Raw genomic sequence first — 26,788 nt, forward strand, 5'->3', positions numbered from 1 at the left:
GACGGCGAGGCGGGCTCCGGAGCGGGCGGCCGTTCCGGAGCCCGTGCGCTCAGACCCTGCGGCGCCGCACGACGAGCCCCGCCCCGGCGAGCAGCAGGAGGGCTGCGAGCAGGCCGATCGGCGCGGCACCCGCGGCACCGGTTCCGGCGAGTCCGCCGCCGGGCGTCGTGCCGGGGGCCTCGGGCTCCTCGCCCGGGCCGGGTGCCGCCGCAGCGGCACCCGCGACGGCCTGGGTGCCGGCGGCCGTGTCGGCGTTCGATGCCGTCACCGTCAGCACCGCCTCCTGCCCCGGCTCCAGCCCGGTGACCACGATCAGCGCGCCGACGCGCTTCACCGTGCCGTGCGTCACCGTGACGGTGTACTCGAGCGACGGGTCGTAGTCGAGGATGGTCACCTCGAAGCCGTCCGCGGTCGGCCTCGGCTTCGAGAGCTTCGGCGCCGAGCCGGCCTGCTGCGCGGTCCCGGTGACCGAACCGGCGGCCTCGGTCGAACCCGGGAGCTGCACCCGCACGTCGATCGTGGAGCTCTTGCCCGGAGCGAGGCCGGTCACGACGAGGGTCGATCCGACCAGACGGGCCGTCGTCCCCGGAGGCACCGCGACGAGGTACTCGGCGGCGGGATCGAAGTTGGTGATCTCGACGGTGAAGCCCTGGGCCGTGCGGGTCACCGGGCCGAAGGCCGGGGCGATGCCCGTCTCGAGCGCGGTGCCGGTCACCGGCGACGCGGCGTCGGCGTACCCGGTCTTCGACGCGGTCACACCCACCTCGCCGCTCGCGCCGGGCGCGAGCCCGGTCACGGTGATGGTGTCCCCGGCACGAGAGGCGGCGGCGCCCGCGGGCAGCGCGGACGCGTCGAGCGCGTAGTCCGCGTCGGGATCGAAGTTCTCGATCCGCACCGTGTAGCCGTCGACCGTGCGCGTCGGCGCGCCGAACACCGGCGCCGCGCCGGTCTCCAGTGCGGTGCCGCTCACCTCGCGGCTGCCGGACACGTAGCCCGTGCGGCTCGTCTCCGCGGTCACCGTCGCGGCGGCACCCGGGTCCAGGCCGGTCACGGTGACCAGCCCCGAGGCGTCGATCGCGACATCGCCGTGCGAAGCGGCGACCGACCAGTCGAAGGCCGGATCGTGGTTCACGATCTGCACGGAGTAGCCGTCGGCGGTACGGTTCACGGTCCCGAACTCCGGCACCAGCGCGGCCTCCAGGGCGGTGCCCGTCGCAGTCGCCGACGCGTCCGTGCGGTCGGCCCGGGACGCGGTCACGCCGACCGCACCCGTCGCGCCGGCCGCGAGCCCGGTCACCGTGATGGTGTCCCCGCTCCGTGCGGCCGAAGCCCCCGCGGGCAGCGTCGACTCGTCGAGCGCGTAGACGGCATCGGGATCGAGGTTCGTGATGACGACGGTGTAGCCGTCGGCCGTGCGCACCGGCGTGCCGAACACCGGCGCGACGCCCGTCTCCAGCGCCGTACCGCTCACCGAGCCCGAGGCGTCGGTGAATCCGCCCCTCGATACGGTCGCCTCCAGCGTCGCCTCCGCACCCGGATCGACGCCGTTCACGGTCACGAGGCCCGAGCCGTCGACCGCGGCCGTCACGCCCGCCGGCACCGAGAACTCGTACTCGGCGTCCGCGTCGAAGTTCCCGATCAGCACGGTGTAGCCGTCGGCTGTGCGCACCGGCGTGCCGAACACCGGCGCGACGCCCGTCTCCAGCGCCGTACCCGCCACCGTCTCGGAGGCGTCGGTGGATCCGGCCTTCGAGACCGTCACGCCCACCTCGCCGCGCTCACCGGGGGCCAGCCCGGTCACGGTGATCGTGTCGCCGCTGCGCACGGCGCTCGCACCGGCCGGCAGCTCCGAGCCGTCGAGGGTGTACGCCGCGTCCGCGTCGAAGTTCTCGATCAGCACCGTGTAGCCGTCGGCCGTGCGCACCGGCGCGCCGAACACCGGCGCCGCCCCGGTCTCCAGCGCCGCGCCGCTCACCGAGCCGGAGGCGGGCGTGAAGCCGGGACGCGTCACCGTGACGGCGAGCTCGCCGGCCGCTCCGGCGGCCAGGCCCGTCACCGTGATCGTGTCGCCCGCCAGCGTCGCCGAGGCGCCTGCGGGCAGTGCCGTCGGATCGAGCACGTAGAGCGCCAGCGACTGGTAGTCCGTGATGACGACGGTGTAACCGTCGACCGTGCGCGTCGGCGTGCCGAACACCGGCGCCGCTCCGGTCTCCAGCGCCGCACCCGTCACCGAGCCCCGGGCATTCGTGAAGCCGGCCTTCGACACCGTCGCGCCCACCTCGCCGCTCGCGCCCGGCAGGAGCCCGATCACGGTGATGGTGTCCCCGGCACGGGTGGCGGTGGCGCCCGCGGGCAGCTCGGACGTGTCGAGCGCGTAGCTCGCATCCGCATCGAAGTTCTCGATCCGCACCGTGTACCCGCTCGCCGTGCGCGAGGGCGTGCCGAACTCGGGGGCCGCGCCGGCGCCGAGCGCCTGACCCGAGACGCTCCCGCTGCCCGGCAGGTACCCCGCGCGGCTCGTCTCCACCGTCGCCGTCGCGGCGGATCCGGCGTCGAGACCGGTCACCGTCAGCAGCCCCGACGCGCTCACGCTCGCCGCGCCGCCGGGAGCGGCGGCCGACCAGGCGAACGCCGCGTCGTAGTTCGCGATCTGCACGGTGAAGCCGTCCGCCGTGCGGGTCACCGCGCCGAACGCCGGCGAGAGCGCCGCCTCGAGCGCCGAGCCCGAGACGTCCCGCGATCCCTCGGCGTAGCCGGCGCGGCTCGTGCCGACGGTCACCGAGGCCGCGCCGCCCGGCACGATGCCCGTGACGGTGACGAGGCCCGAGGAGTTCACCGTCGCGGATCCCGTGGAGGTCGCGGCCGACCAGGCGAACGCCGCGTCGTAGTTGGTGATCTGCACGGTGAAGCCGTCGGCGGTGCGCGTCGGCGTGCCGAAGCTCGGCTGCAGCGCGGCGGCGAGCGCCGTTCCCTGCGTCGACCCGACCCCGTCCACGGAGCCCGTCTTCGCGGCCCGGACCGTCACGCTCTGCGTGGCGCCGGGGGCGACGCCGGTGACGGTCACCAGCCCGGTCGCGCCGACGGTCGCCGCCGCTCCGGACGCCAGGCCGGAGGTCGAGTAGCTCGCGGCCGCATCGAAGTTGGTGATCTGCACCGTGTAGCCGTCGACCGTGGGCACGGGCGCCCCGAACTGGGGCTCCACTCCGGCGTTCAGCGCGGTGCCCATCACGGCGGCCGTGGCCGGCGTGAATCCGGATCGCGTCACCGTGACCCCGACCGTGCCGCCGGCTCCGGGAGCCAGGCCGGTCACCGTGATGGTGCCGCCCGAGCGAGTGGCCGAGGCGCCCGCGGGGAGCCCGGCCTGGTTCAGGGTGTACGACGACGAGGCCTGGTAGTTGGTGATCGTGACCGTGTACCCGTCCGCCGTGCGCGTGGGCGTGCCGAAGGTCGGCGGGGTGCCCGCCTGATTGGGCGTCACCGGAACGCGCGGATCGGACCGCTCGGAGTACAGCGTGCCTCCGACGGGCGCCGTGGCCTCGGTCTGGATCGAGGCGTAGTAGGTCGTGCCGTTCGCGAGCCCGGTGAAGGTGTGGCTGGTCCCCGTCGTGTAGACGGGACCCGCCACCACCGCGCCGCCGCTCTGCGCGTTGAACAGCGTCACCGCGTACCGGGACAGTGCGGTGCCGTTCAGGTCGGCCGGGCTCCAGGTCACGGCGGCGCTCCCGCTGCCGGGCGTCGCGACGATGTTCGTGGGCGCGAACGGATAGCCGTACGGGGTTCCGGTGCGCGCATTGGAGGCAGGACCCGGGCCGGCCTCGCTCACGGCGCGCACCTGCGCGCTGTAGAGGGTGCCGTTCACGAGACCCGAGACGTTCGCCGGGCTGCCCGTTCCGAGCGGCAGCCAGGTCGTGCCGCCGTCGACGGTGTACTCGTAGCGCTGGATCGGCCGGTCCCCGGCCGTCCCCGCCGCGAAGGTCAGCGTCAGGCGCTGATCCCCCGCGGTCACCGCCGTGAGGTTGGGCGCTCCCGGTCGCACGAGCGGCATCGCCGAGGGGCGCCGCACCGACTCCGGTCCGGTGCCCGCCGCGTTCTTCGCCGCCACGGCGACGAAGTACGTGGTGCCGTTCGCGAGACCGGGGATGGTGCACGCCTGCGCGCCGGTGCTGGTGCAGGAGGCCACCGGCGTCGTGGAGCTCGGGCTGCTGTACGCGTACGCCGTGTAGCCGGTGATCGGCGATCCGCCGTCGTCGGCCGGCGCCTGCCAGGCGACCTCGACCGAGGAGGTGTTCCCCACGGTCACCACGTCGGTGGGCGGGCCCGGAACCGTGCGCGGGGTCGCGGTCTCGACCGCGACGGCGCCGGCGCCGATCGCGTTCACTCCGCGCAGGCGCACCTCGACCGGCGTGCCGTTCGCGCGGCCGGTCAGCAGCAGGGCGCCGGAGAGACTGCCCGTGTCCAACCAGGTCGAGCCGCCGTCGAGCGAGTACTCGATGCGGGTCAGCGGCGCACCGCCGTCCGACGGGAAGGAGGCCGCGACGGCGACGGTCGTGTCGCCGGGGGTCAGCGTGAGCGCCGGCTGCGGCGGTGCTGCGGCCGGGCTGGCGGTGAGCGGGTTCGAACCGCCGCTCACCCCGACCGCGTTGCGCGCGCGGAGCTGCACCGTGACGCTCTGGCCGTTGTTCAGGCCGGAGATCGTGACCGGCCCCTCGGTCAGGCCCGTGGGGTGCCAGGTCGAACCGCCGTCGAGCGTGTACTCGAGGTCGGTGACGGGGGATCCGCCGCTGCCGCCGAGCGTCGCCTCGACCGTGAGCTGTCCGTCGCCGCGCTGCAGCGCCGTGAGCGTCGGCGCTCCGGGGGCGGAGGCGGGGGTGCCGGAGACCGGGGCCGAGCTCGCACCGTCGCCGGCGCTCGTCACGGCGCGCACGAGCACCGGGTAGGAGGTGCCGTCGGCGAGCCCGCCGATGACGAAGCGACCGGAGAGGGAACCCGTCGACGACCAGCTCGCGCCGCCGTCGACGGAGTACTGGTACTCGGTCACGGTCTCGCCGCCGTTGTCGCCGGGGGTGAATTCGACGGCCAGGGCGCCCGGCTGCGAGACGACCGCCGTGATCGTCGGCGGTCCCGCGAGCACCGGCGGCACCGGCCCGAGGGTGTTCACCGCGGAGGAGGCGGGACCGGCTCCGGCGCCGTTGACCGCGCGCAGCGCGACCGGATACACGGTCTCGGGATCGAGCGCACCGCCGTCGCTCCCCTGCGTGATGGTGAGCGGAGAGGATCCCCCGTCCGCGGCGGCCCAGCTCAGGCCGCCGTCCGTCGAGTACTCGTAGCCCGTGATCGGGGAACCGCCGTCCTGCGCGGGAGGGGTGAACGCCACCTCGAGCGCACCGGCCCCGTTGTCGTCCACCGAGGCGATGCCGGGCGCTCCCGGCACCGTGGCCGGCGTGGCCGCGACGGTCGTCGCGGGCCCGGCGCCCACCGCGTTCACCGCGCGCAGCCGCACGCTCTGCTCGGTCCCGTTCACGAGGCCGGGGATCGTGATCGGCCCCGACAGGCCGGCCGGCGACCAGCTCGCACCGCCGTCGAGGCTGATCTCGACGCCGGTGATCGGCGATCCGCCGGTGGTGCCGAGCGCGAAGTCCACCGACACCGCGCGGTCGAGCCCGACCGCCGCGGCGTCGACGAGCGCCCCCGGGACATCGGGGGTCGTGACGGTGATCGGCGCGCTGGGCGCTCCAGCGCCGACCGCGTTCACCGCGCGGATCTCGACCGCGGTGGCGGTGGCGTCGCCGAGCCCGCTCAGCGCGAGCGGGCTCGTCCCCGACCCGATCGTCTGCCAGGAGCCGCCGTCGAGGCGGTACTCGTAGCCGGTGATGGGCGATCCGCCGTCGAAGCCGGCGGTGAAGGAGACGGTTCCGGTGCCCACGCCGGCGACGACCCCGGTCACCGTCGGAGCGCCGGGGACCGCACGCGGGGTGCCGTTCTCGGGCGCGCTCGCGGCGCCGGCGCCGACGCCGCTCGTCGCGCGGATCTCGACGCTGTAGGGCGTGCCGTTGCTCAGGCCGGAGATCGTGATCGGCTGGCCGGTACCCGCCACGGGCACCCAGGCGCCCCCGTCGATCCGGTACTGATAGCCGGTCGGCGGAGCGCCGGTCGCGGGTGCGGTGAAGCCCACCGAGAGCGCGCCGTCCAGCGGATCGACGCTCGTGATCGTCGGCGCGGACGGGAGCGCGAAGGGGGTGAGCGGCTGGGACGGCGGCGAGTAGTCGCCGATGCCCGCGGGCGTCACCGCCGCGACTCGGAAGACGTAGGCGGTCCCGTTGCTCAGCCCGGTGACGGTCTGCTCGGCGGTGGCGGATCCGACGGACGGGGCATCGCTCCAGGTCGTGCCGCCGTTGGCGCTGAACTGCACCCGGTAGTCGGTGATGGGGCCCTGGCCGATCTCGGTCGGCGCGTCCCAGTAGAGGTCGACCTCGCCGATCCCGGCGACGCCCTGCGGCGCCGCGGGTGCCGCTGCGACGCCCGTCACCCAGCGGAGCACGATCGATCCGTGGCCCGTGTTCTGGGCGAGGTGCTCGTACCCCGCGCTGAGCGTGGTGAACGACGCCGTGGAGTTCTGGCCGACCGAGCCGCCGTAGCCGAACCACTCGGTCGAGGTGCCCGCGCCGAACTCCACGCGACCCTGGGCGCCGCCCTGGGCGCCGCCGCCACCGCCGCCCGAGCCACCGCCGTCGTTGTTGCCGCCGCTCGGCTGCAGCCCGACCTGGCCGTCGGTGGAGACGGCGTCGGTGCGGGGGACGAAGACGCTGTCCGCGACGCGGCCCCGGGTCGGCGCGTACTGGCCGGAGCCGCCGTTGCCGCCGCCGCCGCCCGCGACGATGTCCTGGCCCGCGACCTGCAGCACGCTGGCCGCGCCGCCGCCGCCGCCCTGGCCCGAGCTGCCGGCGGTGCCGACCTTGCCGCCCGTGCCGCCGTTGTAGCCCGGCAGCGGGTTGTTCCCGCCCGCCGGCCCGGCGGCGGATCCCTGGGCGCTGCTCGCGCCGGTCGCCCCGCCGCTGCCGACGGCCACGGTGAGCGCCTGCCCCGGAGCGACCTCGAGGGTGCCGGTGATCACGCCCCGGTAGGTGCTGATGGCCGGGGCGCCTGCGGCGTCGTCGCCGCCGTTGCCTCCCTGGCCGCCGCGGATCTCGACCTGCACGGACCGCACTCCGCTCGGGACCGTCCACACGGTCGTCGATCCGGTGTAGCCGAAGGTCTGCGAGTGCTGCTGCGGCGCGGTCCAGCCCGGTGATCCGGTGATGAGCAGGCTGCTGCCCACGAGCGCCGCGATGGTTGCGAAAGCGAGTGCGATCCCCAGCGGACGGCGCACGACTCTGTTCTGCAAGGTACCCCAACCTTCTGCGCGCTGAGATCCCCTCTTGGCTGACTGCTCTACCCCGACTCGCCAGCGCGTCGGCAACCATGCTATTTGCGCCCGGAACTCGCAATGCGACGCGGCGGGAAACACTATCCCGATTCTTCTCCCTCTCCGGGCACGCGCCGGGCGCTCCCCCGGAGGGCGTCGGGCGCTCGCCCGGGGCGGTCCGCGGATCCGCGCGGCGCACCCGCGGTGCGAGGTGCGGCGGGGGTTCGCGGTGATCTACGATCGCAGCGAACCCCTTTTTTCGCGAGCCTGGTTCCCTCGCCACGGATGAGGACGGGAGCGCGGGTGAACGCGATCGATGCGCTGGGCGCCATCGGCGAGGTGCTCTCCTGGTTCGGATTCGGGATCGGCCTGCCCGCGCTGCTGATCGCCCTCCTCGTGAAGGCCGGCGACGGGCGCTGGGTGCCCGTCGAGATCGTGCTCGTCGAGGAGGGATCCCGGATCCGCGCCCGCTGGTACGCGGCGGACGACTTCTGGGAGCGCCTGCTGACCGCGGACGAGACGCTGCTCTGGCGCGGACGGGAGACCGCCGACGCGTTCATCAGCGAGCGTCACCCGCAGCGGATGCGGCCCGAGCCCCGCCGCCCGGTGCTGCACGCCGTCTACGTCGCCGGGCTCGCCCTCACCGCGATCGGGGTCGTGAGCACGATCCTGTCGTTCCTCCCCCTGCTCGTGTCCTGAGCGCGGACCCCGCTCCCGCCCGGCGAAGAGACCGGACGGTACAGTGGTGAGTGGTTCGCCTCACGCGGCGCAGAGCTTGGAGGTCACGATCGTGAGCATCGCTCCCGCGGCGACGATCTGGGATCGCGCACGGCTGGGCATCACGGTCGGATCCGTGGCCCTGATCTTCCTCGCCGCGATCGAGGCGCTGGCGGTGACCACGGTGATGCCCATCGTCAGCACCGATCTGGACGGGGAGGCCCTGTTCGCGGTCGCCTTCTCCGGCACGCTCGCCACCGGGGTGATCGGAATGGTCGCCGCGGGCGTGTGGAGCGACCGCACCGGCCCGAGGGGCCCGCTGTACACGGCGGTGGCGCTCTTCATGATCGGCCTCGTCGTCTCGGGCTTCGCCCCCGACATGTACACGTTCATCGCGGGTCGCCTGATCCAGGGACTCGGTGTGGGCGGGCAGACGGTGTCGCTCTACGTCGTCATCGCGCGGGTGTATCCCCGCGAGCTGCACGGCGGGATCTTCGCCGCGTTCGCGGCCGCCTGGGTGGTGCCGTCGATGATCGGCCCGGCCCTCGCGGGCGCGGTGGCGCAGTTCCTGCACTGGCGGTGGGCGTTCCTCGGCGTCGCGATCCTCACCGCGCTGGCGTTCCTCCTCGTCGCCGCGCAGCTGCGGGGGTTCTCCCTGGAGACCCCGGAGGGGGCGCGCGACGCCGCTGCACCCGACCGCCGCACGGTCGTACTGCGCCTGCTGCTCGCGACCGTCGTGGCGGGGGCGGCCGTCGGCACGGGTTTCGCGGCCGAGGCGCCGCCCGCCGTCGGCTGGCCGATCGCCCTCGTGTGCATCGCGATCATCGGCCTCGCCGTCAGGCCCCTCTTCCCCGTCGGAACCATGAGCGCCCGCCCCGGCCTGCCGAGCGTGATCCTCATGCGCGGTCTCGTCGCGGGGGCGTTCCTCGCCGCCGAGGCGTTCGTGCCCAAGCTCCTCATGGACCGTTTCGCGTTCAGCCCGGTGATCGCGGGGCTCGCGCTCACCACGGCCGCGCTGGCCTGGTCGCTGGCCTCCTTCGCCCAGGGCAGGTACGGCGACCGGCTCGGCAGCACCGTTATCCTCGCGATCAGCGCCCCGCTCCTGCTCGCCGGGATCCTCGCGCTCCTGTTCGTCGCCGTAACGGATGACCTGCCCTGGCTCGTGGTGATCGGCTGGGGCATCGCCGGCGGCGGGATGGGACTGGTCTATCCGCGGTTGACGGTGCTGACCCTCGCCTACTCGACCCCGGCGAACGAGGGCTTCAACTCATCGGCCCTCTCGGTCTCCGACTCCACCGGGTCGGCGGTCGCCATCGCGGTGGCCGGCCTGGCGTCCCTCTCCTTCCCGCTGGCCGGCTCCGGGTTCCCGGCCGTCTTCGCCGTCGCCGCGGCGGTGCTGGTGCTCTCTCTGATCCCGGGCCTCAGAATGGGCGACGCGCGGGGCTGAGGGCGGCGGGAGCGGTGAGCCGGCAGCCCTATTGGCGGGTTCCGCCCGATCGCAGCCGGGAGAGGGCGTCGACCGTCGCCGCGAGGATCAGCACTCCGCCCGTCACCAGCAGGCTGATGCCCGCCGGCAGGCCGAGCAGCCCGAGTCCGTTCGTGATCACCGCGATCACCAGCGCGCCGATCGCGGCGTGGACGAGCCGGCCCCGGCCCCCGAAGAGGCTCACGCCGCCGACCACGGCGGCGGCGACGCCGCTCAGAACGATGTCCCGCCCGACCGTCGCGTCGACGGAGCCGACACGTGCGACGCTGAACAGCGCCGAGACGACCGCGAGCGACGAGCAGATGACGAACGCCCACCACTTCACCCAGCGCACCTTCACCCCGGATCGGCGCGCCGCCTCGGCGTTCCCGCCGATGGCGTAGATGTAGCGTCCGAAGCGGGTGCGGTCGAGCACGAACGTCCCCGCCCACAGGATCACGAGCACGACGGGGACGATGACCGGCACCCCCTGGACCGCGACGACCGACTGCCCGCGATCCTGGTTCAGCACGTAGACCACGATGCCGCCGATCACCGCGATGGCCGCGAGTTTGATCCAGACGAGGGCGATGGTGCGGTTCGGCACACCGGCGCGCGTGCGCCGGGCCCGATCCCAGTACGACGTCGCGGCCGACACGACGAGCATCACGGCGAGCATGAGCCACCCGCCCCACACGGGGAGGTTGCCGTTCTGCAGGGCGATCAGTTCCGGCACCTCGATGCGATACAGACCGCCCGCCCCGATGATGACCAGGGCGAGACCCTGGAACCCGAGGAACAGGCCCAGCGTCACGACGAAGGAGGGGATCCCCACTCGGGCGACGAAGAAGCCGATCAGCGCACCCGAGACGAGGCCGAACCCGAAGCCGGCCAGCAGGGCGATGGGCCAGGGGACGCCGAACTGCCCGTTGAGCACGACGAACAGCGCCATCGCGACGCCGCCCGTGACACCGGCCGACAGGTCGATCTCGCCGAGCAGCAGGACGAACACGAGCGCGACGCCGAGCATCACGAGCGTCGCGGACTGATTGAGCAGATTCGCGAAGTTGCGCTCGGTGAGGAAGAAGGGGCTCAGCACGCTGAAGAGCGCTCCGAGAACGATGAGGCCGCCGACGGCCGGGAGCGCGCCCATCTCGCCGCTGCGCACCCGCTGCCACCAGGAGCGCACCTGGTCGAGCAGGCCCCCCTCGATCCCGCTGCCGATGGCCTCCGCGGATCCCTCGTTCCGCGTCGCCGCGGGCTGCGCGGTCCCGCTCCGCGTCGTCTCGCCCTGCGTCGTCTCGCTCATCGGGATCCTCCCAGATCGATCGCCTCGGTGGAGATGATCTCGACGCCGCCGAGCGTCTTCGTCCCCGTGATGTATCCGACGACGTCGTCGCGACTCGTCTCGCCGGTCGGGATCTGCGCGACCATCTGGCCCAGGTACAGCACCGCGATGTCGTCGGCGACCTGGAACACGTCGACGAGGTTGTGGCTGATCAGGATCACCGCGACGCCCTGGTCCGCGAGCCGCTCGACCAGGTTCAGCACCTGTTCGGTCTGGGCGACGCCGAGCGCCGCCGTGGGCTCGTCGAGGATCACCACGCGGGCCTTCTTCAACACCGCCCGCGCGATGGCGACCGTCTGGCGCTGACCGCCCGACAGCGAGGAGACCTTCTGCCGCACCGAGCTGACGGTGCGGACCGAGAGGGAGCGCAGCGTGTCCGAGGCCTCCTTCTCCATGAGCCCCTCGTTGAAGGTGCCGGAGGAGAGCTCCTCTCGCCCGAGGAACATGTTCTGCACGATGTCGAGGTTGTCGCACAGGGCGAGGTCCTGGTACACCACCTCGATCCCGAGCTCAGATGCGTCTCTCGGGGTGCTGAGGTCCCGATGCTCGCCGTCGACGAGCACCTGCCCCTCGTCGTAGGGCTGCACGCCGGCGAGCCCCTTGATGAGCGTCGACTTCCCCGCCCCGTTGTCGCCGACGAGCGCGGTGACCCGCCCCGGATGCACCTTGAGATTCACACCCTTGAGCACGCTGACCGGCCCGAAGGACTTCTTGACGCCGATCAGCTCGATGATCGGCTGGACGACCGCATTCGTGTCTGACATATCTCCGCTTCCTCACGACGGCTTCCGGGCGGGCTCGCGGGGCGCCGGCACGATCGCGGCGCCCCACGAGGCCGGCTACGGAGCCGTGATCCCGAACTCCTCGCAGGCCGCTGCGACCTCGTCGGTGCAGACGTCCTCGTAGGAGGCGTCTCCGGCCTCGATCACCTGCATCACCTCGTCCGGTCCGACGAGCACCGGGGTCACCTGCACGTAGGGCGTGCCGTCCTCGAGCTCGGCGTCGGTCTCGACCTCCTCGCCCTGCAGCAGCGCGACCGCCACCTCGACGGCCGCCGCGGCCTCGTCCGCCACCGGCTTGTAGACGGTGGCCGTCTGCCAGCCGAGCAGGATGTTCTGCAGGCCGGCGACGTTGGCGTCCTGCCCGGAGACCGCCACGCCCTTGAGGTTGTTGTTCTGCAGAACCTGGATGACGCCGGCCGCGTTCGTGTCGTTGGCGACCCAGACGCCGTCGACCTGGCCGTCGAGGGCCGTGAGCGCCTGCTCGAAGTTCGTCTGGGACACCGCCTGATCCCAGGCGCCGGGCGGCTCCTGAGCGGGCGTGATGCCAGCTTCGGACAGCACCTCGTCGGCGCCCTCGTGGAACATCGCGGCGTTGCCGTCCGCCGGGTCGCCGCCGATGTAGACGACGGTGGCATCCGCCGGGTCGACGCCCGCCGCTTCGAGGCCGTTCAGCACGGTCTGACCCTGCAGTCGTCCCACCTCGACGTTGTCGAAGGAGACGTAGTAGTCGGCGCCGGCGAAGGGGCGGTCGTAGGCGATGACGGGGATCCCCTCGGCGGCGGCCCGCTCCGCGACCTTCTCGGCGGCGCCCTGGTAGTCGCCGAGGATCATCACGCCGCAGCCCCGCGTGAGCTGCTGATCCGCGATCGTGGAGTAGTTGTTGACGTCGCCCTGGGCGTTCTGGATGTCCGCCTCGAAGCCGGCAGCCTCGAGGCCCTGCTGCAGATACGGCCGGTCCATGTTCTCGTAGCGGGGCGACGAGGTGGCGTCGGGCAGGATCACGCACGCGCGGCCGGCCTCGGCCGAACCCTCGCCGCCGCCGGAGGACTCCCCGGAGGTCCCGCTGCTGCACGCGGTGAGCGCCAGCACGAGGGCACCGGAGAGCGCCACCGCGGAGGTCATTGCAGATTTCATGTTCGCCTCTTCTTCGTCGAAGGTGGAGGATCCTCCCGATCCCCTTGCGCGCTCGCGCACTTTGGATACTGCCCCACCGGCGTTGTTCGTACCAGAACTTGACAGTAACAGTTCTGTAACGAGATGTCTTTTGTCAATATTTAGTCAAATATTCCCGTCAATTCAGAAAGATACTTGTCATTTATGACTGACTGTGATCAAAATTCTTCTATGGCGAGCACAGGGACCCTTCCAGCGTGAGTACCCGGACGAACGAGACGATTGCGTCCGCCCTCCGCCGCCTGGGCGCGGCGACCCGCGCCGAGCTCGTCGCCGAGACCGGGCTCTCGCGCGCCACCGTGACGGCCGGGATCTCGGAGCTGCTCGAGGCCGGAGTGGTCACAGCCGCCGCGGACGGCGAGGGCGGCGGGCGCGGCAGACGCGCGTCGAAGCTCGCGCTCGTGCCTCCGCGGGGGGTCATCTGCGCGATCGACCTCGGCCACGCGCACCGATCGGTCGTGATCGCCGACAGTCGCGGGACCATCCTGGTGCACGACAGCAGGCAGGAACCGGTCGATCGCGATCCCCGTTCGGCGCTCGACGAGGCCCTCGAGACGGCCCGCACCCTCGTCGAGAGCTGTGCCGAGCACGGCGAGCTCCTCTCCGTCGGGGTCATCGTGCCGCAGCCGGTCTCGAACGGAGAGATCGTGAGGTCCCCCTTCATCAGCAGCTGGAACGGCATCCCCGTCTCGGAGACGGTGCGCCGGGTCTTCGACGTGCCCATCGCGGTCGAGAACGACGCCAACGCCGGCGCCCTCGCCGAGCACGACGGCACGATGTCGAGCCTCATCTTCGTGAAGGTCTCGACGGGCATCGGCGCGGGGGTCATCATCGGGAATCAGCTGGTCCGGGGGTCGTTCGGGCAGGCCGGCGAGATCGGCCACCTCGCGCTGCGGCAGGAGGGCCAGCTCTGCGGCTGCGGCAATCGCGGCTGTCTGGAGACGCTGGCGTCCGTGCCCGCGATCCTCCGATCGCTGGAGCCGATCCACGGACGGCTCGACCGGCAGGGGCTCGAGCGGCTGCTCGCCCAGAGGGACATCGCGAGCGAGCGCGCGATGCACGACGCGGGCGAGGCCATCGGCACCGTGCTCGCACCCGTCATCGCCGCGCTGCAGCCGGGACGGCTGATGATCGGCGGGCTCGAGGACATCCCCGTGGGATCGATCGTCGAGGGTGCGAACGCGCGGATCCGGAAGCTCGTGCACCGCGAGATCCTCGGGGACTTCACCGTCGGGCCGAGCAATCACGGCGCGATGTCGCCCGTGCAGGGGGCGCTCACCGTGGCGATGCGGGCCGGGGCCATTCCGACGAGAGCGGGCGTGCAGCGCTGAGCGCCCGCGGCGGCCACGGGCGCGGATCACCTCGGCTCGCCCCGCCCCGCCCCGCCGAGTACGGCGTGCGAATACATCTTTCGCGATGCGTCGGTGAAATTCTTGTACCCGGGCCACAGCCGCTGCTACTGTTTCCCGCGGGGGACGTGAGCGATCACGCAGTTTGTCGTTTTCGGGGACATGGGGATCGCTCTTTCGTGTCGCCAAGCAAACCTTGGAGACAGAGATGTCCGTATTCGGCGTGCCCAGAAGGCGCACTCGATTCCGCGCGAAACGCGCACTCGCCCTCGTCGCGACCACCGCGGTCGCGCTCTCGACCATCGTCCTCGGCGCCGGCGCCGCACCGGCCGAGGCCGCCGTGCAGAACATCGCGTTCGAGGCGCCCAACAACAGTCGCGTGATCCTCGGCGATCTGGCCAGCCGCTCGCAGCGCAAGCCGGTGGCCATCAGCGGCATCGGCCCGTACACCGTGCGCGGCACGGATTCGCGCACGCAGGATCCCTACGAGTTCATCACCGACTTCAACTACCACACGGGCAACGCCGGGTGGCAGCGCGAGAGCGACGAGCGCGCGCTCACGAACGCGGGCACCTGGTCGTCGAACACCAACGCCACCTTCGGGGGCCGTTCGGGCGTGATGCAGCTGTCCTCCAGCACCAACTGCCAGGGGACCAACACCTTCGGCGGGCTCACCACCTACTGCTCGACCTTCGGCCCCGACGTCTACACGCAGCCGTTCACCGCGACGGTCGGCCAGGCGGTCTCCTTCGACTGGGCCGCCCAGCGCGTCAGCGACGACTACGAGGTCTACGCCTACCTGGTGAAGGTCGACGGCAACGGCTACGGCACCCCGGCGGATCACACGCTCATCGCCTACGGCCGCGGTGCGACCCAGAACTGGACCACCGCGAGCAAGGAGATCCCCGCGAACGGCACCTACCGGTTCCGCTTCGTCAACGGCAGCTACGACCAGACCGGCGGCTACGCACTCGGGTCGAACATGTACATCGACAGCGTCGTGAAGCTCGGCCTCGCGAACTCGATCAACTTCGCGAGCCTGTCGGATCGCGTGGTCGCCGATGGCCCGCTCACCGTCTCGGCCACGGCCGCGTCGGGCGGCGCCGTGACCTTCAGCTCCGGCACCACCTCGATCTGCACCGTGAGCGGCACCACCGTCACCCTCACCGGCAACCTCGGGATCTGCACGGTGCTGGCGAACCAGGCGGGCGGCGGCGACTACGTTCCCGCCGAGACCGTCGCGCGCTCCTTCCGGGTGCTCGCGGCGCGCACCGCCCCCCAGAACGTCGGCGCGCCCTTCGTGAACGGCCCGTTCGCCGAGGGCGACACGATCACCGCGAACGAGGGCAGCTGGGTCGACGGCGGCTCCCCCATCACGGGTACCTCCTACCAGTGGACCAGCACCGTCGGCAGCACCACGACGTCGATCCCCGGCGCCACCGGGGCGAGCTGCTACCTGGTCGAGGCTCCCGGGAGCCAGCTGCGCATCACCGTGACGAAGACCAACGCGATCGGCTCGACGAGCGCCCAGTCGACGGTCCTGAACGGCTTCACCTGCGGCAGCCCGGCGGCTCCAGCGTGGACCGTGCAGCCGCTCGGCAGCGCCGTCGTCGGCACGCCGCTGTCGACGACCTTCACCGCGACCGGCATGACGAAGCCCACCTACTCGCTGCTCTCGGGCTCCCTCCCCGCCGGCCTGAACTTCAACGCGACGACCGGCGTCGTGAGCGGCACCCCGACGGCCGCCGGCCCCTACGAGTTCACGCTGCGCGCGACGAACCCGACGGGCACCGACGACCTCGTCGTCACCGGCACGGTGAACGCGGCTCCCGGCCCGATCACGGGTGGGCCCGACCTGTTCGTCGTCGGCGGCGCGGCGAGCGGCGCGGTCTCCACGACCGGCACCCCGGCGCCGACCTTCACCGTCTCGAACGGCGTGCTGCCCGACGGCGTGACGCTCGACCCCGCGACGGGCGCCTTCAGCGGCACCCCGACCTCCGCCGGCGCATACTCCTTCCGGATCACGGCGTCCAACGGCATCGGGTCCGACACGTTCCGCGAGTTCACGGGCACGGTCGAGCAGGCGCCGGGCTGGAGCGCGCAGCCGGGCTGGACGCCGCAGGTCGGCGAGCCCGTCGACGTGACGTTCACGGCCGACGGCACCCCCGCACCCGAGTACTCGATCGGCGAGGGCGCGCTTCCGAACGGGCTCTCGCTGGATCCGGCCACCGGTCGCGTCTCGGGCACCCCGACGACGGCGGGCGCCTACTCGTTCACCATCGTCGCGACCAACGACCACGGCAGCAGCTCGCTGCCGGTGTCGGGCACCGTGGTCGAGGCGCCGGGTGCGATCACGGGCGCTCCCGGCCACTGGATCGTGGGCGACGCGGCGACCGGTGCGGTGAACGCCACCGGCACGCCGGCAGCCGCGTACGCCGTCACCGCGGGCTCGCTCCCCGAGGGGATCTCGCTGGACCCGGCCACGGGCGCCTTCACCGGCACCCCGACGACCGCGGGCCCCTACGCCTTCACCGTCACCGCCGCCAACGGCGTGGGCGACGAGACCACGCGGGAGTTCACCGGTGTCGTCGACCAGGCGCCGATCTGGAACCCGCACGACGGGCTCGCGCTCGTCGTCGGCACGGAGGTCTCGGAGTCGGCTACGGCGATCGGCACCCCCGCCCCCGCGTACCGCGTCTCCGAGGGGGCCCTGCCCGCCGGGCTGAGCCTCGACGAGGCGACCGGGGCGATCACGGGCACGCCGACCGAACCCGGTCCCTACGCGTTCACCCTCGAGGCCTCCAACGGCATCGGCGATCCCGCGCTGCTCGAGTTCACGGGCATCGTGAACGCGGCGCCGCAGTGGGTCGACACGACGATCGCCCAGCCGCGCGTCGGCGCTCCGTTCGCGGACGCGGTCTTCGCCCAGGGCACCCCGGCGGCGAGCTACTCGGTGACGGCCGGGGCGCTGCCGAAGGGCCTCGCGCTGAACCCGGCCACGGGCGACATCACCGGCACGCCGACGGAGGCGGGGAGGTTCGCCTTCACCGTGACCGCGGACAACGGCGTGGGCGATCCGATCACCCACGAGTTCGGCGGCACCGTGGTGCAGTCCCCCGCGCAGACGGGCGGGAACGCCCCCAAGCTGCCGCAGCTCGTGGAGGGCAAGCCCGTCTCGGTGGATCTCGGCAAGGGCGTGAACGCCGACCCGGCGCCGACCTACCGCGTGACCTCCGGTCAGCTGCCCGAGGGCCTGTCGCTCGATCCGGCGACCGGCATGCTCACCGGCACGCCGACCCAGCCGGGACGCTACTTCTTCGTGGTCACCGTCGACAACGGCACGGAGGAGCTGCTGACCTTCGAGTTCTCGGGCGAGGTCGCTGCCGCGGCCGCCGAGAATCCGGAGGATCCGGGCAACGAGCAGGACGCCTCGGCGGGCGCCGACGGCTCGGGCGACGGGTCCGGTGCGAGCGGCCTGGTCTCGACCGGTGCCGAGGGCGGCCTCGCCGCCCTGCTGACCGGGGCCCTGCTGCTCGCGGGCGGCCTGGCGCTCGTGCTGCGACGCCGACACCGGATCGGCTGACCGCCGAACGCGGCGTGACGCTCAGGGGGCTCGCAGTGATCGATGATCGCTGCGAGCCCCCTTCGTCCTCACCCCCGCGATTCCTCCCACAGATCGAGGCTGCGCGGAGACGCGGACTCGTCGCGGATCCGCTGCCAGTTGCGGCCGCCGCGCGCGAAGGCGCGCCGCACCGCGGCCGGCACCCTCGGCTCCGCCACCGGAGACGCGAGCCAGTCGCACGGCCGCACGTGCACGAGGGCGCACGCCGTCGCGGCGGCCCGGTCGTCGTACCGCCACCCGCCCGTGATCCGGCCGAGCCGGAAGAGCCCGTCGACGTCCCGCGTCCAGACGAGCGCGCCGACGGGTGCCTCGGCGAAGCGTTCGATGCGGCGGGCCGTCCGCTCCCCGTGCTGCGTCGCGGCCAGGGCGGCGGCAGCGGCGGCGGTCTCGGGTGCCGGATCGAGCCGGCCGCCGAAGCCGCAGAGGCCGAGGGCGAGGGCGCGCTCGACCGCGGCTCCCTCGGCTCCCTCCGCGATCTCGTCGTCGCGGGAGCGCATGGGCGCGCGGAACACCGGCGGGGCGCTCGCGGACGGCGTGCGCGCGATGGTCACCGCGCCTCGGGAGCGAGCCCGTCGGCGCACCCGCGCTTCCAGCGCAGATAGGCCGCGTAGGGGTCGTCGTGCAGCAGCTCGGGATCGCGGCGCGCGCGCCTCCGCGGGGCGAGCCCGAGCGCTGACGCGAGGGCGGCGAGCAGCCTGCGGAACGGGTTCGCCCGATCCGCCGCACCCGCTCGGTGCACCGCCGCCCGCGCGTCGGAGCCCGCGGCCTCGCTCGCGCCCCGGTTCACGGCCGCGTTCGCCACGGCGTTCACCGCCGGTACGGGTTCGGGATGGTGCATGGAGTGCTCCTTCGCTCTGCCTACAGCTCGTCGACGGTCTTGTCGGGTCGCCAACCGCGCCAGACCGCGTGGCGCAGGCGCCCCTCGGCGGTGCGCCCGCCGAAGCTCACCTCGCCCACCAGCTCCGGCTCGACCCAGCGGGCGTCGCGGCGCACCTCGGCCGGCACCTCCGTCGCGGCGGACGACTGCCGACGCCCCGCGAGCCTCCGCCGGATGTCCCTGCGCTCGGCGGCGGAGAACCCGGTGCCCACCCGCCCCGCGTAGCGCAGTTCGCCGTCGACGCGGCCCGCGAGCAGCAGGGAGGCGAGCCCGCTCGGATCGGCCTCGCTCTCGCGCCACCCGATCACGACCACCTCGGCGGTCTCGAAGAGCGGGAACTTGAGCCAGTCCGCGGAGCGGATCCCGGACCGGTATCGGCTGTCCCGGCGCTTGGCGACGATCCCCTCGAGTCCGAGCCGCCGGCTCGTCGCGATCGCGTGCTCGGCGTCGCCCTCCACCGCGGCGGGGAGCGCCACGGCCGCGCCGGCGTGATCCTCGAGCACCTCGGCGAGCAGCTCTCGCCGCTGCCGGTAGCTCAGGCCGCGGCAGTCGCGGCCCTCGAGCTCGAGCAGATCGAAGGCGAACAGCGTCACCGGTGCGCCGCGCCGCGCGCGGGCGACCTCCCGCTCGCCGGTGAGCCCCATCCGTTCCTGCAGCCGCCCGAAGCTCGGCACGCCGCCGGGCGCGAGCGCGACGATCTCGCCGTCGAGCACGGCCTCTTCCGCGTTGACGGCGTCGGCGAGCGCCTGCAGCTCGGGATAGCTCGCGGTGACGTCGGCTCCCGAGCGGCTCCGCAGCAGCACCGCCACTCCCCCGTCCGCCGCTCCCCCGACCGCGGCACTGTCGGACGGGCCGTCCTCGGACCCCGCCCCGCCGGGCGCGGCCGTCACCGCGGCGAGGACCCGCATCCCGTCCCACTTCATCTCGAACGCCCACTCCTCCGGGTCGAGGTGCCCGAGCGCGGCCGCCGTGCCGCGGGTCGCGAGCATGGGCGCAGGCGGATCCGGCAGAGCGTGCGAGGCGGATCGCGCGGATCGGGGCGCCCCGCGTCCGCGAGCACGCGCGCGGGCGGACCGTCGCGGCGCGGGATCCGGATCCCGGCCCCCGGACCGATCCCGGCCCGGCTCCCGATCCCGACCCGGATCAGGCCCCGGCTCCTCCGGCTCCATGAGGTGGATCATCCACGCGGCCTTCTCGGGGTCGGCGCTCGTGCGGAAGAGCGCGAACCTGCGCGTGCCGCCGAGGCCGCCCCCGGGCCGGCCGGTGAGCGCGACGATCACCTCGTCGTCCCGCCACTTCTCGAGCTCATAGCCGCCCTCGTCCCAGATCCGCACCTCTCCGGCGCCGTACTCCCCGCGCGGGATCGTGCCCTCGAAGTGCCGGTACTCCATCGGGTGGTCCTCGGTGGGAACGGCGAGGCGGTTCTTCGCGGGGTCGGTGGGCACCCCCTTGGGCAGCGCCCAGCTCACCAGCACGCCGTCGTGCTCGAGCCGGAAGTCGAAGTGCGGGCGCCGCGCGTCGTGCCGCTGGATCACGAATCGGGGCGCCGCGGGATCCTCGTTCGCCTCGAGGTCGTCGCCCCGCCCGGGAACCGGCTCGGGCGTGCGTCGCGCGTCGCGCTTCCCGCGGTACGGCTCCAGCCGCTCGTGGGTGCGCTGGGCGGCGGTGGGCGCGAGCGGCAGCATGGGGTCGCCGCGGCGGGCCACCCGCTTCAGCACCTCGCGGAAGTCGAGCTGCCGGAGATGCGGCGACGCGAGCTCGCGCCAGCTCCGCGGCGCCGCGACGAAGGGCGCGGCCCGCCCGCGCAGGGAGTAGGGGGCGACCGTCGTCTTGCTGGCGCTGTTCTGGCTCCAGTCGATGAACACCTTGCCGGCGCGCAGCGACTTCTGCATGGAGCTGGTGATCTCGTCGGGGTGGTCCGCCTCGAGCGAGCGGGCGAGCTCCCGGGCGACGCGGGAGACCTGCTCGGAGGTCTGCCGCCCGTCGAGCGCCGCGTAGAGGTGGATGCCCTTGCTGCCGCTGGTCACCGGTACCGCGGTGAGCCCCATGCCGGTGAGCAGGCGGCGCACCGCGAACGCGACGTCGGCGCACTCGCGCAGCGAGACGCCCGGTCCCGGATCGAGATCGAGCACGAGCCGGTCGGGGGCGAGCGGCTCCCCCCGCGCGTCGAAGCGCCACTGCGGCACGTGGATCTCGAGCGCGGCGAGCTGCGCCAGCCAGACGAGGGTCGCCTCGTCGTTCACGAGCGGGTAGACGTTGACGTGATCCTTGTGCTGGATCGAGCCGGTCGCGACCCAGCCGGGCGCGGAGTCGCCGAGGTCCCTCTGGAAGAAGAAGTCGCCGGTGCCGTCGGCTCCCACGCCGTCGGGCCAGCGCTTGCGGGTGGCGGCGCGGTCGCGGCAGTGCGGGAGCATGGTGGGCGCGATCTCGCTGTAGTAGGCGATCACGTCGGCCTTGGTCGTGCCCGTCGACGGGTACAGCACCTTGTCCAGGTTCGACAGCCGGATCTCCCGGCCGCCGACCCGCACCAGTCGGTACTCGCTCGCCATGCCTACATGATGGGTGCTGCGCCGCGCAAGCAGTAGACCTTTGACAAGCGGATCGGCTCTACTGTAAGCATGAGAGCGATCTGGAGCGGCGCGATCACCTTCGGTCTGGTCAACGTGCCCGTCAAGCTGTACAGCGCCACCGAGGATCACGACGTGCCGCTGCACCAGGTGCACGGCGCCGATGGCGGGCGGATCAGGTACCAGCGGCGATGCGAGGTCTGCGACCGGATCATCCCCTACGAGGACATCGAGCGCGCCTTCGTCGACGAGGACGAGACCGTGGTGCTCACCCGGGAGGAGCTCGCGTCGATCCCGCAGGAGCGCGATCGGGAGATCTCGGTCGTGGAGTTCGTGCCGTCGAAGCAGATCGACCCGATGCTCTTCGATCGCAGCTACTACCTCGAGCCGGCGGGCAAGTCGCTGAAGGCCTACGTGCTGCTGCGGCGCACGCTCGAGAACACCGACCGCACCGCGGTCGTGCAGTTCGCGCTGCGGCAGAAGACGCGGCTCGCCGCGCTCCGCACGCGGGGCGACGTGCTGGTGCTGCAGACCCTGCTGTGGCCGGACGAGTTCCGGGAGCCCGCCTTTCCCGCCCTCGAGCAGCGCACCCGCATCTCGGCGAAGGAGATGCAGCTGTCGGCCGCGCTCGTGAAGAGCGTCTCCCGGGACTTCGACCCGGAGCAGTTCACCGACGAGTACCAGGAGGAGCTGCGGCGCCTCATCGAGGCGAAGCGCCGGGAGGGCGACGCCCTCGACACCGACGCCACCTTCGGCGAGCGCGAGGGCGACGGCGCCGAGGTGATCGACCTCATGGAGGCCCTCAAGCAGAGCGTCAAGAAGTCGCGCGCGGCGAAGGCCCGCAAGCGCAGGCCGGCTGCGCGCACGCGCCGGGCGCAGTAGCGCGGAGGCGCACCGCACGGAGGGGGATCACCCCGCCTCGCCCGCGCGCCTCTCAGCCGCTCCGCCCCGCGCCCCGCCTCAGGAGCCGAGCGCGCCGACGTGGGTGACGATGGCTCGCGTGAGCCGGTCGCACTGCTCCCGTGTCATCACGAGCGGCGGTGAGAGCACGATGTTCTTCCCGTTCGCGCGCACGATGACCCCGTCCCCGCGGCAGGCCTCCTGCACGGCCGAGATGTCCGGCAGCGTCGTCTCGATGCCCACGAGGGTGCCGAGCGACCGCACCTGGGCCACGTGCGCCATCTCCTCGAGCGGTTCGAGCCCCTCGCGCAGCCACGCGCCCAGTTCCATGCCGCGCGCGATGAGGCCCTCGCGCTCGATGATGTCGAGGTTGGCGAGCGCCACGCGCGCACCCACCGGGTGTCCGTTGTAGGTGAAGCCGTGCAGGAAGGCGCCGCCGTCGGCGAGGCGCATGACGCGCTCCCCGACGAGCACCGCGCCCATGGGGATGTACCCGCTGGTGATGCCCTTGGCGGTGACGATCATGTCGGGCTCGATGCCGTAGTGCTGCGCGGCGAACCACTCCCCCGTGCGGCCGAACGCCGTGACGACCTCGTCGAGGATGAGCAGGATCTCGTGCCGGCGCAGCACCTCCTGCACGCGCTCCCAGTATCCGGGCGGGGGCAGCACCATGCCCCCGACGCCGAGCACCGGCTCGCCGATGAAGGCGGCGATGTTCTCGGCCCCCACCTCCGCGATCTTCGTCTCCAGGTCCGCGATCAGCGCCTCGGTCTTCGGCGCTCCCTCCCCCGGATCGTTCGGGTGCGCGAGCCACTCCACGCCGGGGATGAGCGGGCCGACCCCCGCCGTGAGCTTCTCGATGCCCGTCACCCCGAGGGAGGCCCCTCCCATCCCGTGGTATCCGCCCTTGCGCGCGAGGATGCCGGTCTTCCGCGGCCGGCCCGCGTGGATCTGGGCGAAGCGCGCGAGTTTGATCGCGGTCTCGTTGCCCTCGGATCCGCCGTTCGTGAAGAACACCCGCTCGATGCCGGCGGGGGCGAGCGAGAGCAGGCGCTCCGCGAGCCGGATCGCGGGTTCGTTCGAGTAGTCGCCGAACGACGAGTAGAACTCGAGGCGCCCCATCTGCTCGGCGGCGACCGCGCCGAGCTCGGCCCGGCCGTGACCCACCGGGCACTGCCACAGTCCGCAGGTGCCGTCGACGTACTCGCGGCCCCGGGTGTCCCAGAGCAGGGCGCCGTCGCCGCGGTCGAAGATCACCGGGGGCTGCGGGTGCCCGATCCGGGTCTGCGGGTGGATGATCGTGGCCTGATCGAGTTCTTCCAGGCCGGCATGTCGCGTCATCGTCGATGCTCTCCTTCTGCGTCTATTCGTGGATGGCCTTGTCGACGAGATACTCCGCGACGCCCCAGGCGCCCCGCTCTCGTCCGTAACCGGAGTCCTTGACCCCGCCGAACGGCGCCGACCAGTCGGCGACGACGTCGTTGCGGAGCACGCTTCCCACGCGCATCAGCTCGGCGAAGCGCGCGAAGCGACGGTCGTCGTCGGTCCACACCCGCGCGATGAGCCCGAAATCGGTGTGCTCGGCGGCGGCGAGCGCGTCGTCCTCGTCGTCGAACGGGACGAGGCAGAGCACGGGTCCGAAGACCTCCTCCCGCGCGATCTCCGCCTCGCGATTCTCGACGAGCACGATCGCCGGCGGCACGAACCATCCGCGCTCGGGCACCGCCGCGTCGAGCGGAGATCGGCCGACGAAGCGGTTGCCGTCGCGTTCGACGCCCTGCAGCATGCGCAGGATCTGCTGCTGCTGGTGGCGGCTGACGACCGGACCCGTCGTCGTCGCGGGGTCGTGGGCGTCGCCGAGCACCACGCGGTCGAGCTCGGTCTCGAGCACCGCGACGGCCTCGTCGAGCCGGTCGCGCGGCACGAGCAGCCGGCTCAGCGCGGCGCAGGTCTGTCCGGCGTTCTGGATCGAGCTGGCCCAGGTGAAGCGGGCGGCGGCCGCGAGCTTCGCGGCGTCGAGCACGATGGACGCGCTCTTGCCCCCGAGTTCGAGCGCCACCGGACGGCAGCGGCGTGCCGCGGCGGCGGCGACCGCGCTCCCTCCCCCGAAGGATCCGGTGAACGAGACGAAGTCGATCGCGGGGTGGGAGATGAGCTCCTGGCCGAGGCTGCGGCCCGGACCGTTCAGCACGTTGTAGGCGCCCGGCGCCACGCCGGCCTCCGCCGCGAGCTCGGCGATCCTCAGCACCGCGAGCGGCGCGATCTCGGCGGGCTTCTGCACGACGGCGCACCCGGCGACGAGCGCCGGGGCGACCTTGAGCACGGACTGGAAGAGCGGGTAGTTCCACGGGGTGATCGCCGCGACCACTCCCACCGGCTGCCGCACGACCCGCGCGGTCTCGGCTCGCTCCTCGCTCAGGGCCTGCGCGGCACCGCGCAGCGTCGCCCGGATCGCGGTGACGGCGAGGCCGACGTGCAACTGCCGCACCTGCCCGGTGGGAACGCCGACCTCGGCGACCTCCAGCTCCCCGAGCTCGTCGGCGTGCTGCTCGATGAGATCGGCCCACCGGGTGAGGATCTCGACGCGCTCGGCCCGTGGCCGCGAGGCCCAACCGCGCTGCGCCGCCGCTGCGGCGCCCACGGCCGCCTCGACGTCGGCGCTCGAGGCCTGGGCGACCTCCGCGATCGTCTCACCCGTGCTCGCGTCGTCGACCAGCCCGTACCCCTCGCCGGTGGCGGCGACGAGCCGGCCGTCGATGAAGTTGCTGTTCTCGATTCTCATGGATCGATCCCTCCCTGTCTCCTGGTGCCGCGGTTCGATACTGCGGGGTTCGAGCCCCGCGGTTCGATGCTGCGCGGCGGCGCGGTTCGTTCAGTGCTGCGTCTGCACGAGCTCGAAGAGCGTCGTGCGGTAGTCGGCGAACCTCGGCTCCTGCCGGGTCCGCACCTGCGCGCGCGGTCGCGGCAGGTCGATGATCTCGACGGAGCGCACGGCCGCGGGAGCGCGGGTGAGCACCACGACCCGGTCCGAGAGGTACACGGCCTCGTCGATGTCGTGGGTGACGAACAGCACGCTGATCCCGAAGTCGTTGCGCACCTGCAGCAGCAGGTCCTCCAGCTCGAACCGGGTCTGAGCGTCGACCGAGGCGAACGGCTCGTCCATCACGAGGCAGTCGGGCTTGTAGGCGAGTGCGCGGGCGATGGCGACGCGCTGCTGCATCCCTCCCGAGAGCTGCCACGGGTACTTGCGCGAGGCGCCGCGGAGCCCGACCGCCTCGATCGACTCCCGGACGCGGGCCTCGATCTCGTCCTTGGCGATCCCCTTGCCCTTGAGCGGGAACGCGATGTTGCTCTCCACGGTCATCCAGGGGAAGAGCGACCGCGCGTAGTCCTGGAAGACGACCGCGAGGCCGGCGGGCGGCGAGCTGATCGGCTGCCCCTCGAACAGCAGCTCCCCGGTCGTCGGGGCGAGCAGCCCGGTGAGGCAGTTCAGGAGGGTGGTCTTGCCCGCGCCGCTCGGTCCGACGACGCAGACGAACTCGCCGCGGTGCAGCGAGAAGGTGACGTCCGCGATCGCGGTGAAGGCGCCCTCGCCGCTGCCGTAGGTCTTCGAGAGGTGCTGCACGGTGAGGATCTGATCCTCGGTCGTGCGCTGTGGCATGTCGTTCACGGTGTCTCGTTTCGTTACTGGGATGCGGGGTCGTGGGTGGCGTGGTACCAGCGCAGCACGCGTCGCTCGATGGGCTCGAACAGCAGGTTGAGCACGAGGCCGAGCAGGCCGAGCATGAGGATGCCCGCCCACATGTCGGGCACGCGGAACTGCTGCTGCGACTGCAGCACCAGGAAGCCGACGCCGTTGGTCGAGGCGAGCATCTCGCTGACGACCATCATCAGCAGCGCGGTCTGCAGCCCGACGCGCAGGCCGGTCATGATCTGCGGCATGGCGCCGGGCAGCGTGACGTGCCAGAAGCGCCGCTGCTGCGATATCCGGAAGACGTCGTCGACGTCCTTCCAGCGCGGTTCGCGAGCGCGGACCCCGTCGATGGTGTTGAGCAGGATCGGGAAGAGCGTCGTGAAGGCGATGACCCACACCTTCATCTGCATGTCGAGCCCGAAGAGCAGCATGAAGAGCGGGAGCAGCGCCGGTCCCGGCAGCGAGCGGAAGAAGTGGATCAGCGGCGCGAAGAAGGCCTGGATCCTCGGATGCTGGCCGAGGATCAGCCCGCCGAAGACCCCGATCACGGCGGCGAGGAGGAACCCCGCCGCGAGGTTGATGAGGCTCGGCACGAGCGTGTCCATCACCGCGGGGCTCAGGAAGAGCTCGCGGAACCGGGTGAGGATCTTCGACAGGGGCGGGAAGAAGAAGGCGCCGCTGCTCGCGGAGCCGAACCACCACCACACCAGCAGGGCGAGCGGCAGCAGCAGCGCGATCAGGAACTGGGAGATTCTCCGCGTCATCGTGTGCCCTCCGCCGCAGCGCCCTTCCAGAAGATGACCCGCTTCTCGGCGTACTCGAGGAGCAGGTTGAACAGCAGGCCGACGAGCCCGGTGACGATCACGTAGGCGTACAGCACGTCGAACTGCAC

General features: G+C 72.6%; 16 protein-coding genes. 5 read left to right on the top strand and 11 right to left on the bottom strand.

The window, feature by feature from the left end; all coding sequences use genetic code 11:
- Positions 1–49: 49 nt before the first annotated feature.
- Positions 50–7,381 carry a fibronectin type III domain-containing protein gene (locus ACWKZU_RS08215; protein ID WP_449281833.1) on the bottom strand — a complete coding sequence of 2,444 codons (7,332 nt, stop codon included), beginning with the start codon at positions 7,379–7,381 and terminating at the stop codon, positions 50–52.
- A 324-nt stretch (positions 7,382–7,705) separates the two neighbouring features.
- Here ACWKZU_RS08215 and ACWKZU_RS08220 point away from each other — a divergent pair, with 324 nt between their 5' ends.
- Together ACWKZU_RS08220 and ACWKZU_RS08225 are read left to right on the top strand one after the other, a co-directional pair.
- Positions 7,706–8,101, top strand: a complete 396-nt coding sequence (locus tag ACWKZU_RS08220; RefSeq protein ID WP_449281834.1) for a hypothetical protein — start codon at positions 7,706–7,708, stop codon at positions 8,099–8,101.
- 91 nt (positions 8,102–8,192) lie between these two features.
- Positions 8,193–9,566, top strand: coding sequence for an MFS transporter (locus tag ACWKZU_RS08225; RefSeq protein ID WP_449281835.1), 1,374 nt, complete (start codon positions 8,193–8,195; stop codon positions 9,564–9,566).
- Between the two features lie 28 nt (positions 9,567–9,594).
- Here the strand turns inward: ACWKZU_RS08225 and ACWKZU_RS08230 are convergent, their stop codons facing one another.
- The 3 genes from ACWKZU_RS08230 to ACWKZU_RS08240 all read right to left on the bottom strand — a co-directional run bounded on the left by ACWKZU_RS08230 (position 9,595) and on the right by ACWKZU_RS08240 (position 12,848).
- The gene (locus tag ACWKZU_RS08230) at positions 9,595–10,893 is read right to left on the bottom strand and encodes a sugar ABC transporter permease (protein ID WP_449281836.1); all 1,299 of its coding nucleotides are present in this window, start codon (positions 10,891–10,893) and stop codon (positions 9,595–9,597) included.
- Positions 10,890–11,696, bottom strand: a complete 807-nt coding sequence (locus ACWKZU_RS08235; protein ID WP_449281837.1) for an ATP-binding cassette domain-containing protein — start codon at positions 11,694–11,696, stop codon at positions 10,890–10,892. The genes ACWKZU_RS08230 and ACWKZU_RS08235 overlap by 4 nt, the downstream gene beginning before the upstream one ends.
- A 75-nt stretch (positions 11,697–11,771) precedes the next feature.
- Positions 11,772–12,848 carry a sugar ABC transporter substrate-binding protein gene (locus ACWKZU_RS08240; RefSeq protein ID WP_449281838.1) on the bottom strand — a complete coding sequence of 359 codons (1,077 nt, stop codon included), beginning with the start codon at positions 12,846–12,848 and terminating at the stop codon, positions 11,772–11,774.
- Positions 12,849–13,084: 236 nt separating this feature from the next.
- Here ACWKZU_RS08240 and ACWKZU_RS08245 point away from each other — a divergent pair, with 236 nt between their 5' ends.
- Positions 13,085–14,218: an ROK family protein gene (locus ACWKZU_RS08245; protein ID WP_449281839.1), complete on the top strand. Its 1,134-nt coding sequence runs from the start codon at positions 13,085–13,087 to the stop codon at positions 14,216–14,218.
- A 226-nt stretch (positions 14,219–14,444) separates the two neighbouring features.
- Positions 14,445–17,819 (top strand): putative Ig domain-containing protein, encoded by a 3,375-nt coding sequence (locus ACWKZU_RS08250; protein ID WP_449281840.1) that lies wholly within the window; start codon positions 14,445–14,447, stop codon positions 17,817–17,819.
- Positions 17,820–17,887: 68 nt separating this feature from the next.
- Here the strand turns inward: ACWKZU_RS08250 and ACWKZU_RS08255 are convergent, their stop codons facing one another.
- Genes ACWKZU_RS08255 through ACWKZU_RS08265 form a run of 3 tightly spaced genes read right to left on the bottom strand, consistent with a single transcriptional unit; the run spans position 17,888 to position 21,284 of the window.
- A complete protein-coding gene (locus ACWKZU_RS08255; protein WP_449281841.1) occupies positions 17,888–18,409 on the bottom strand; it encodes a GAF domain-containing protein in 522 nt (173 codons plus the stop codon).
- The gene (locus tag ACWKZU_RS08260; RefSeq protein ID WP_449281842.1) at positions 18,406–18,696 is read right to left on the bottom strand and encodes a hypothetical protein; all 291 of its coding nucleotides are present in this window, start codon (positions 18,694–18,696) and stop codon (positions 18,406–18,408) included. Before ACWKZU_RS08260 ends, ACWKZU_RS08255 begins: the two co-directional genes overlap by 4 nt.
- A 20-nt stretch (positions 18,697–18,716) precedes the next feature.
- Complete coding sequence (locus ACWKZU_RS08265; protein WP_449281843.1) at positions 18,717–21,284, bottom strand: ATP-dependent DNA ligase; 2,568 nt, start codon at positions 21,282–21,284, stop codon at positions 18,717–18,719.
- Between the two features lie 69 nt (positions 21,285–21,353).
- Between ACWKZU_RS08265 and ku the strand changes: the two genes are divergently transcribed.
- The gene (ku, locus tag ACWKZU_RS08270) at positions 21,354–22,184 is read left to right on the top strand and encodes a non-homologous end joining protein Ku (RefSeq protein ID WP_449281844.1); all 831 of its coding nucleotides are present in this window, start codon (positions 21,354–21,356) and stop codon (positions 22,182–22,184) included.
- A gap of 78 nt (positions 22,185–22,262) precedes the next feature.
- On the opposite strand, the gene ACWKZU_RS08275 is transcribed toward ku, so the two are convergent.
- From ACWKZU_RS08275 to ACWKZU_RS08290, 4 genes are all read right to left on the bottom strand, one after another.
- Positions 22,263–23,543, bottom strand: a complete 1,281-nt coding sequence (locus ACWKZU_RS08275; protein WP_449281845.1) for an aminotransferase family protein — start codon at positions 23,541–23,543, stop codon at positions 22,263–22,265.
- 22 nt (positions 23,544–23,565) lie between these two features.
- The gene (locus ACWKZU_RS08280; RefSeq protein ID WP_449281846.1) at positions 23,566–24,984 is read right to left on the bottom strand and encodes an aldehyde dehydrogenase family protein; all 1,419 of its coding nucleotides are present in this window, start codon (positions 24,982–24,984) and stop codon (positions 23,566–23,568) included.
- A 90-nt stretch (positions 24,985–25,074) separates the two neighbouring features.
- Positions 25,075–25,863 (bottom strand): ABC transporter ATP-binding protein, encoded by a 789-nt coding sequence (locus ACWKZU_RS08285; protein WP_449281849.1) that lies wholly within the window; start codon positions 25,861–25,863, stop codon positions 25,075–25,077.
- 23 nt (positions 25,864–25,886) lie between these two features.
- Entirely contained in the window at positions 25,887–26,660 is a 774-nt protein-coding gene (locus ACWKZU_RS08290) for an ABC transporter permease (RefSeq protein WP_449281847.1), read from the bottom strand.
- Positions 26,661–26,788 lie beyond the last annotated feature (128 nt).

Source organism: Leucobacter sp. (assembly GCF_053528595.1).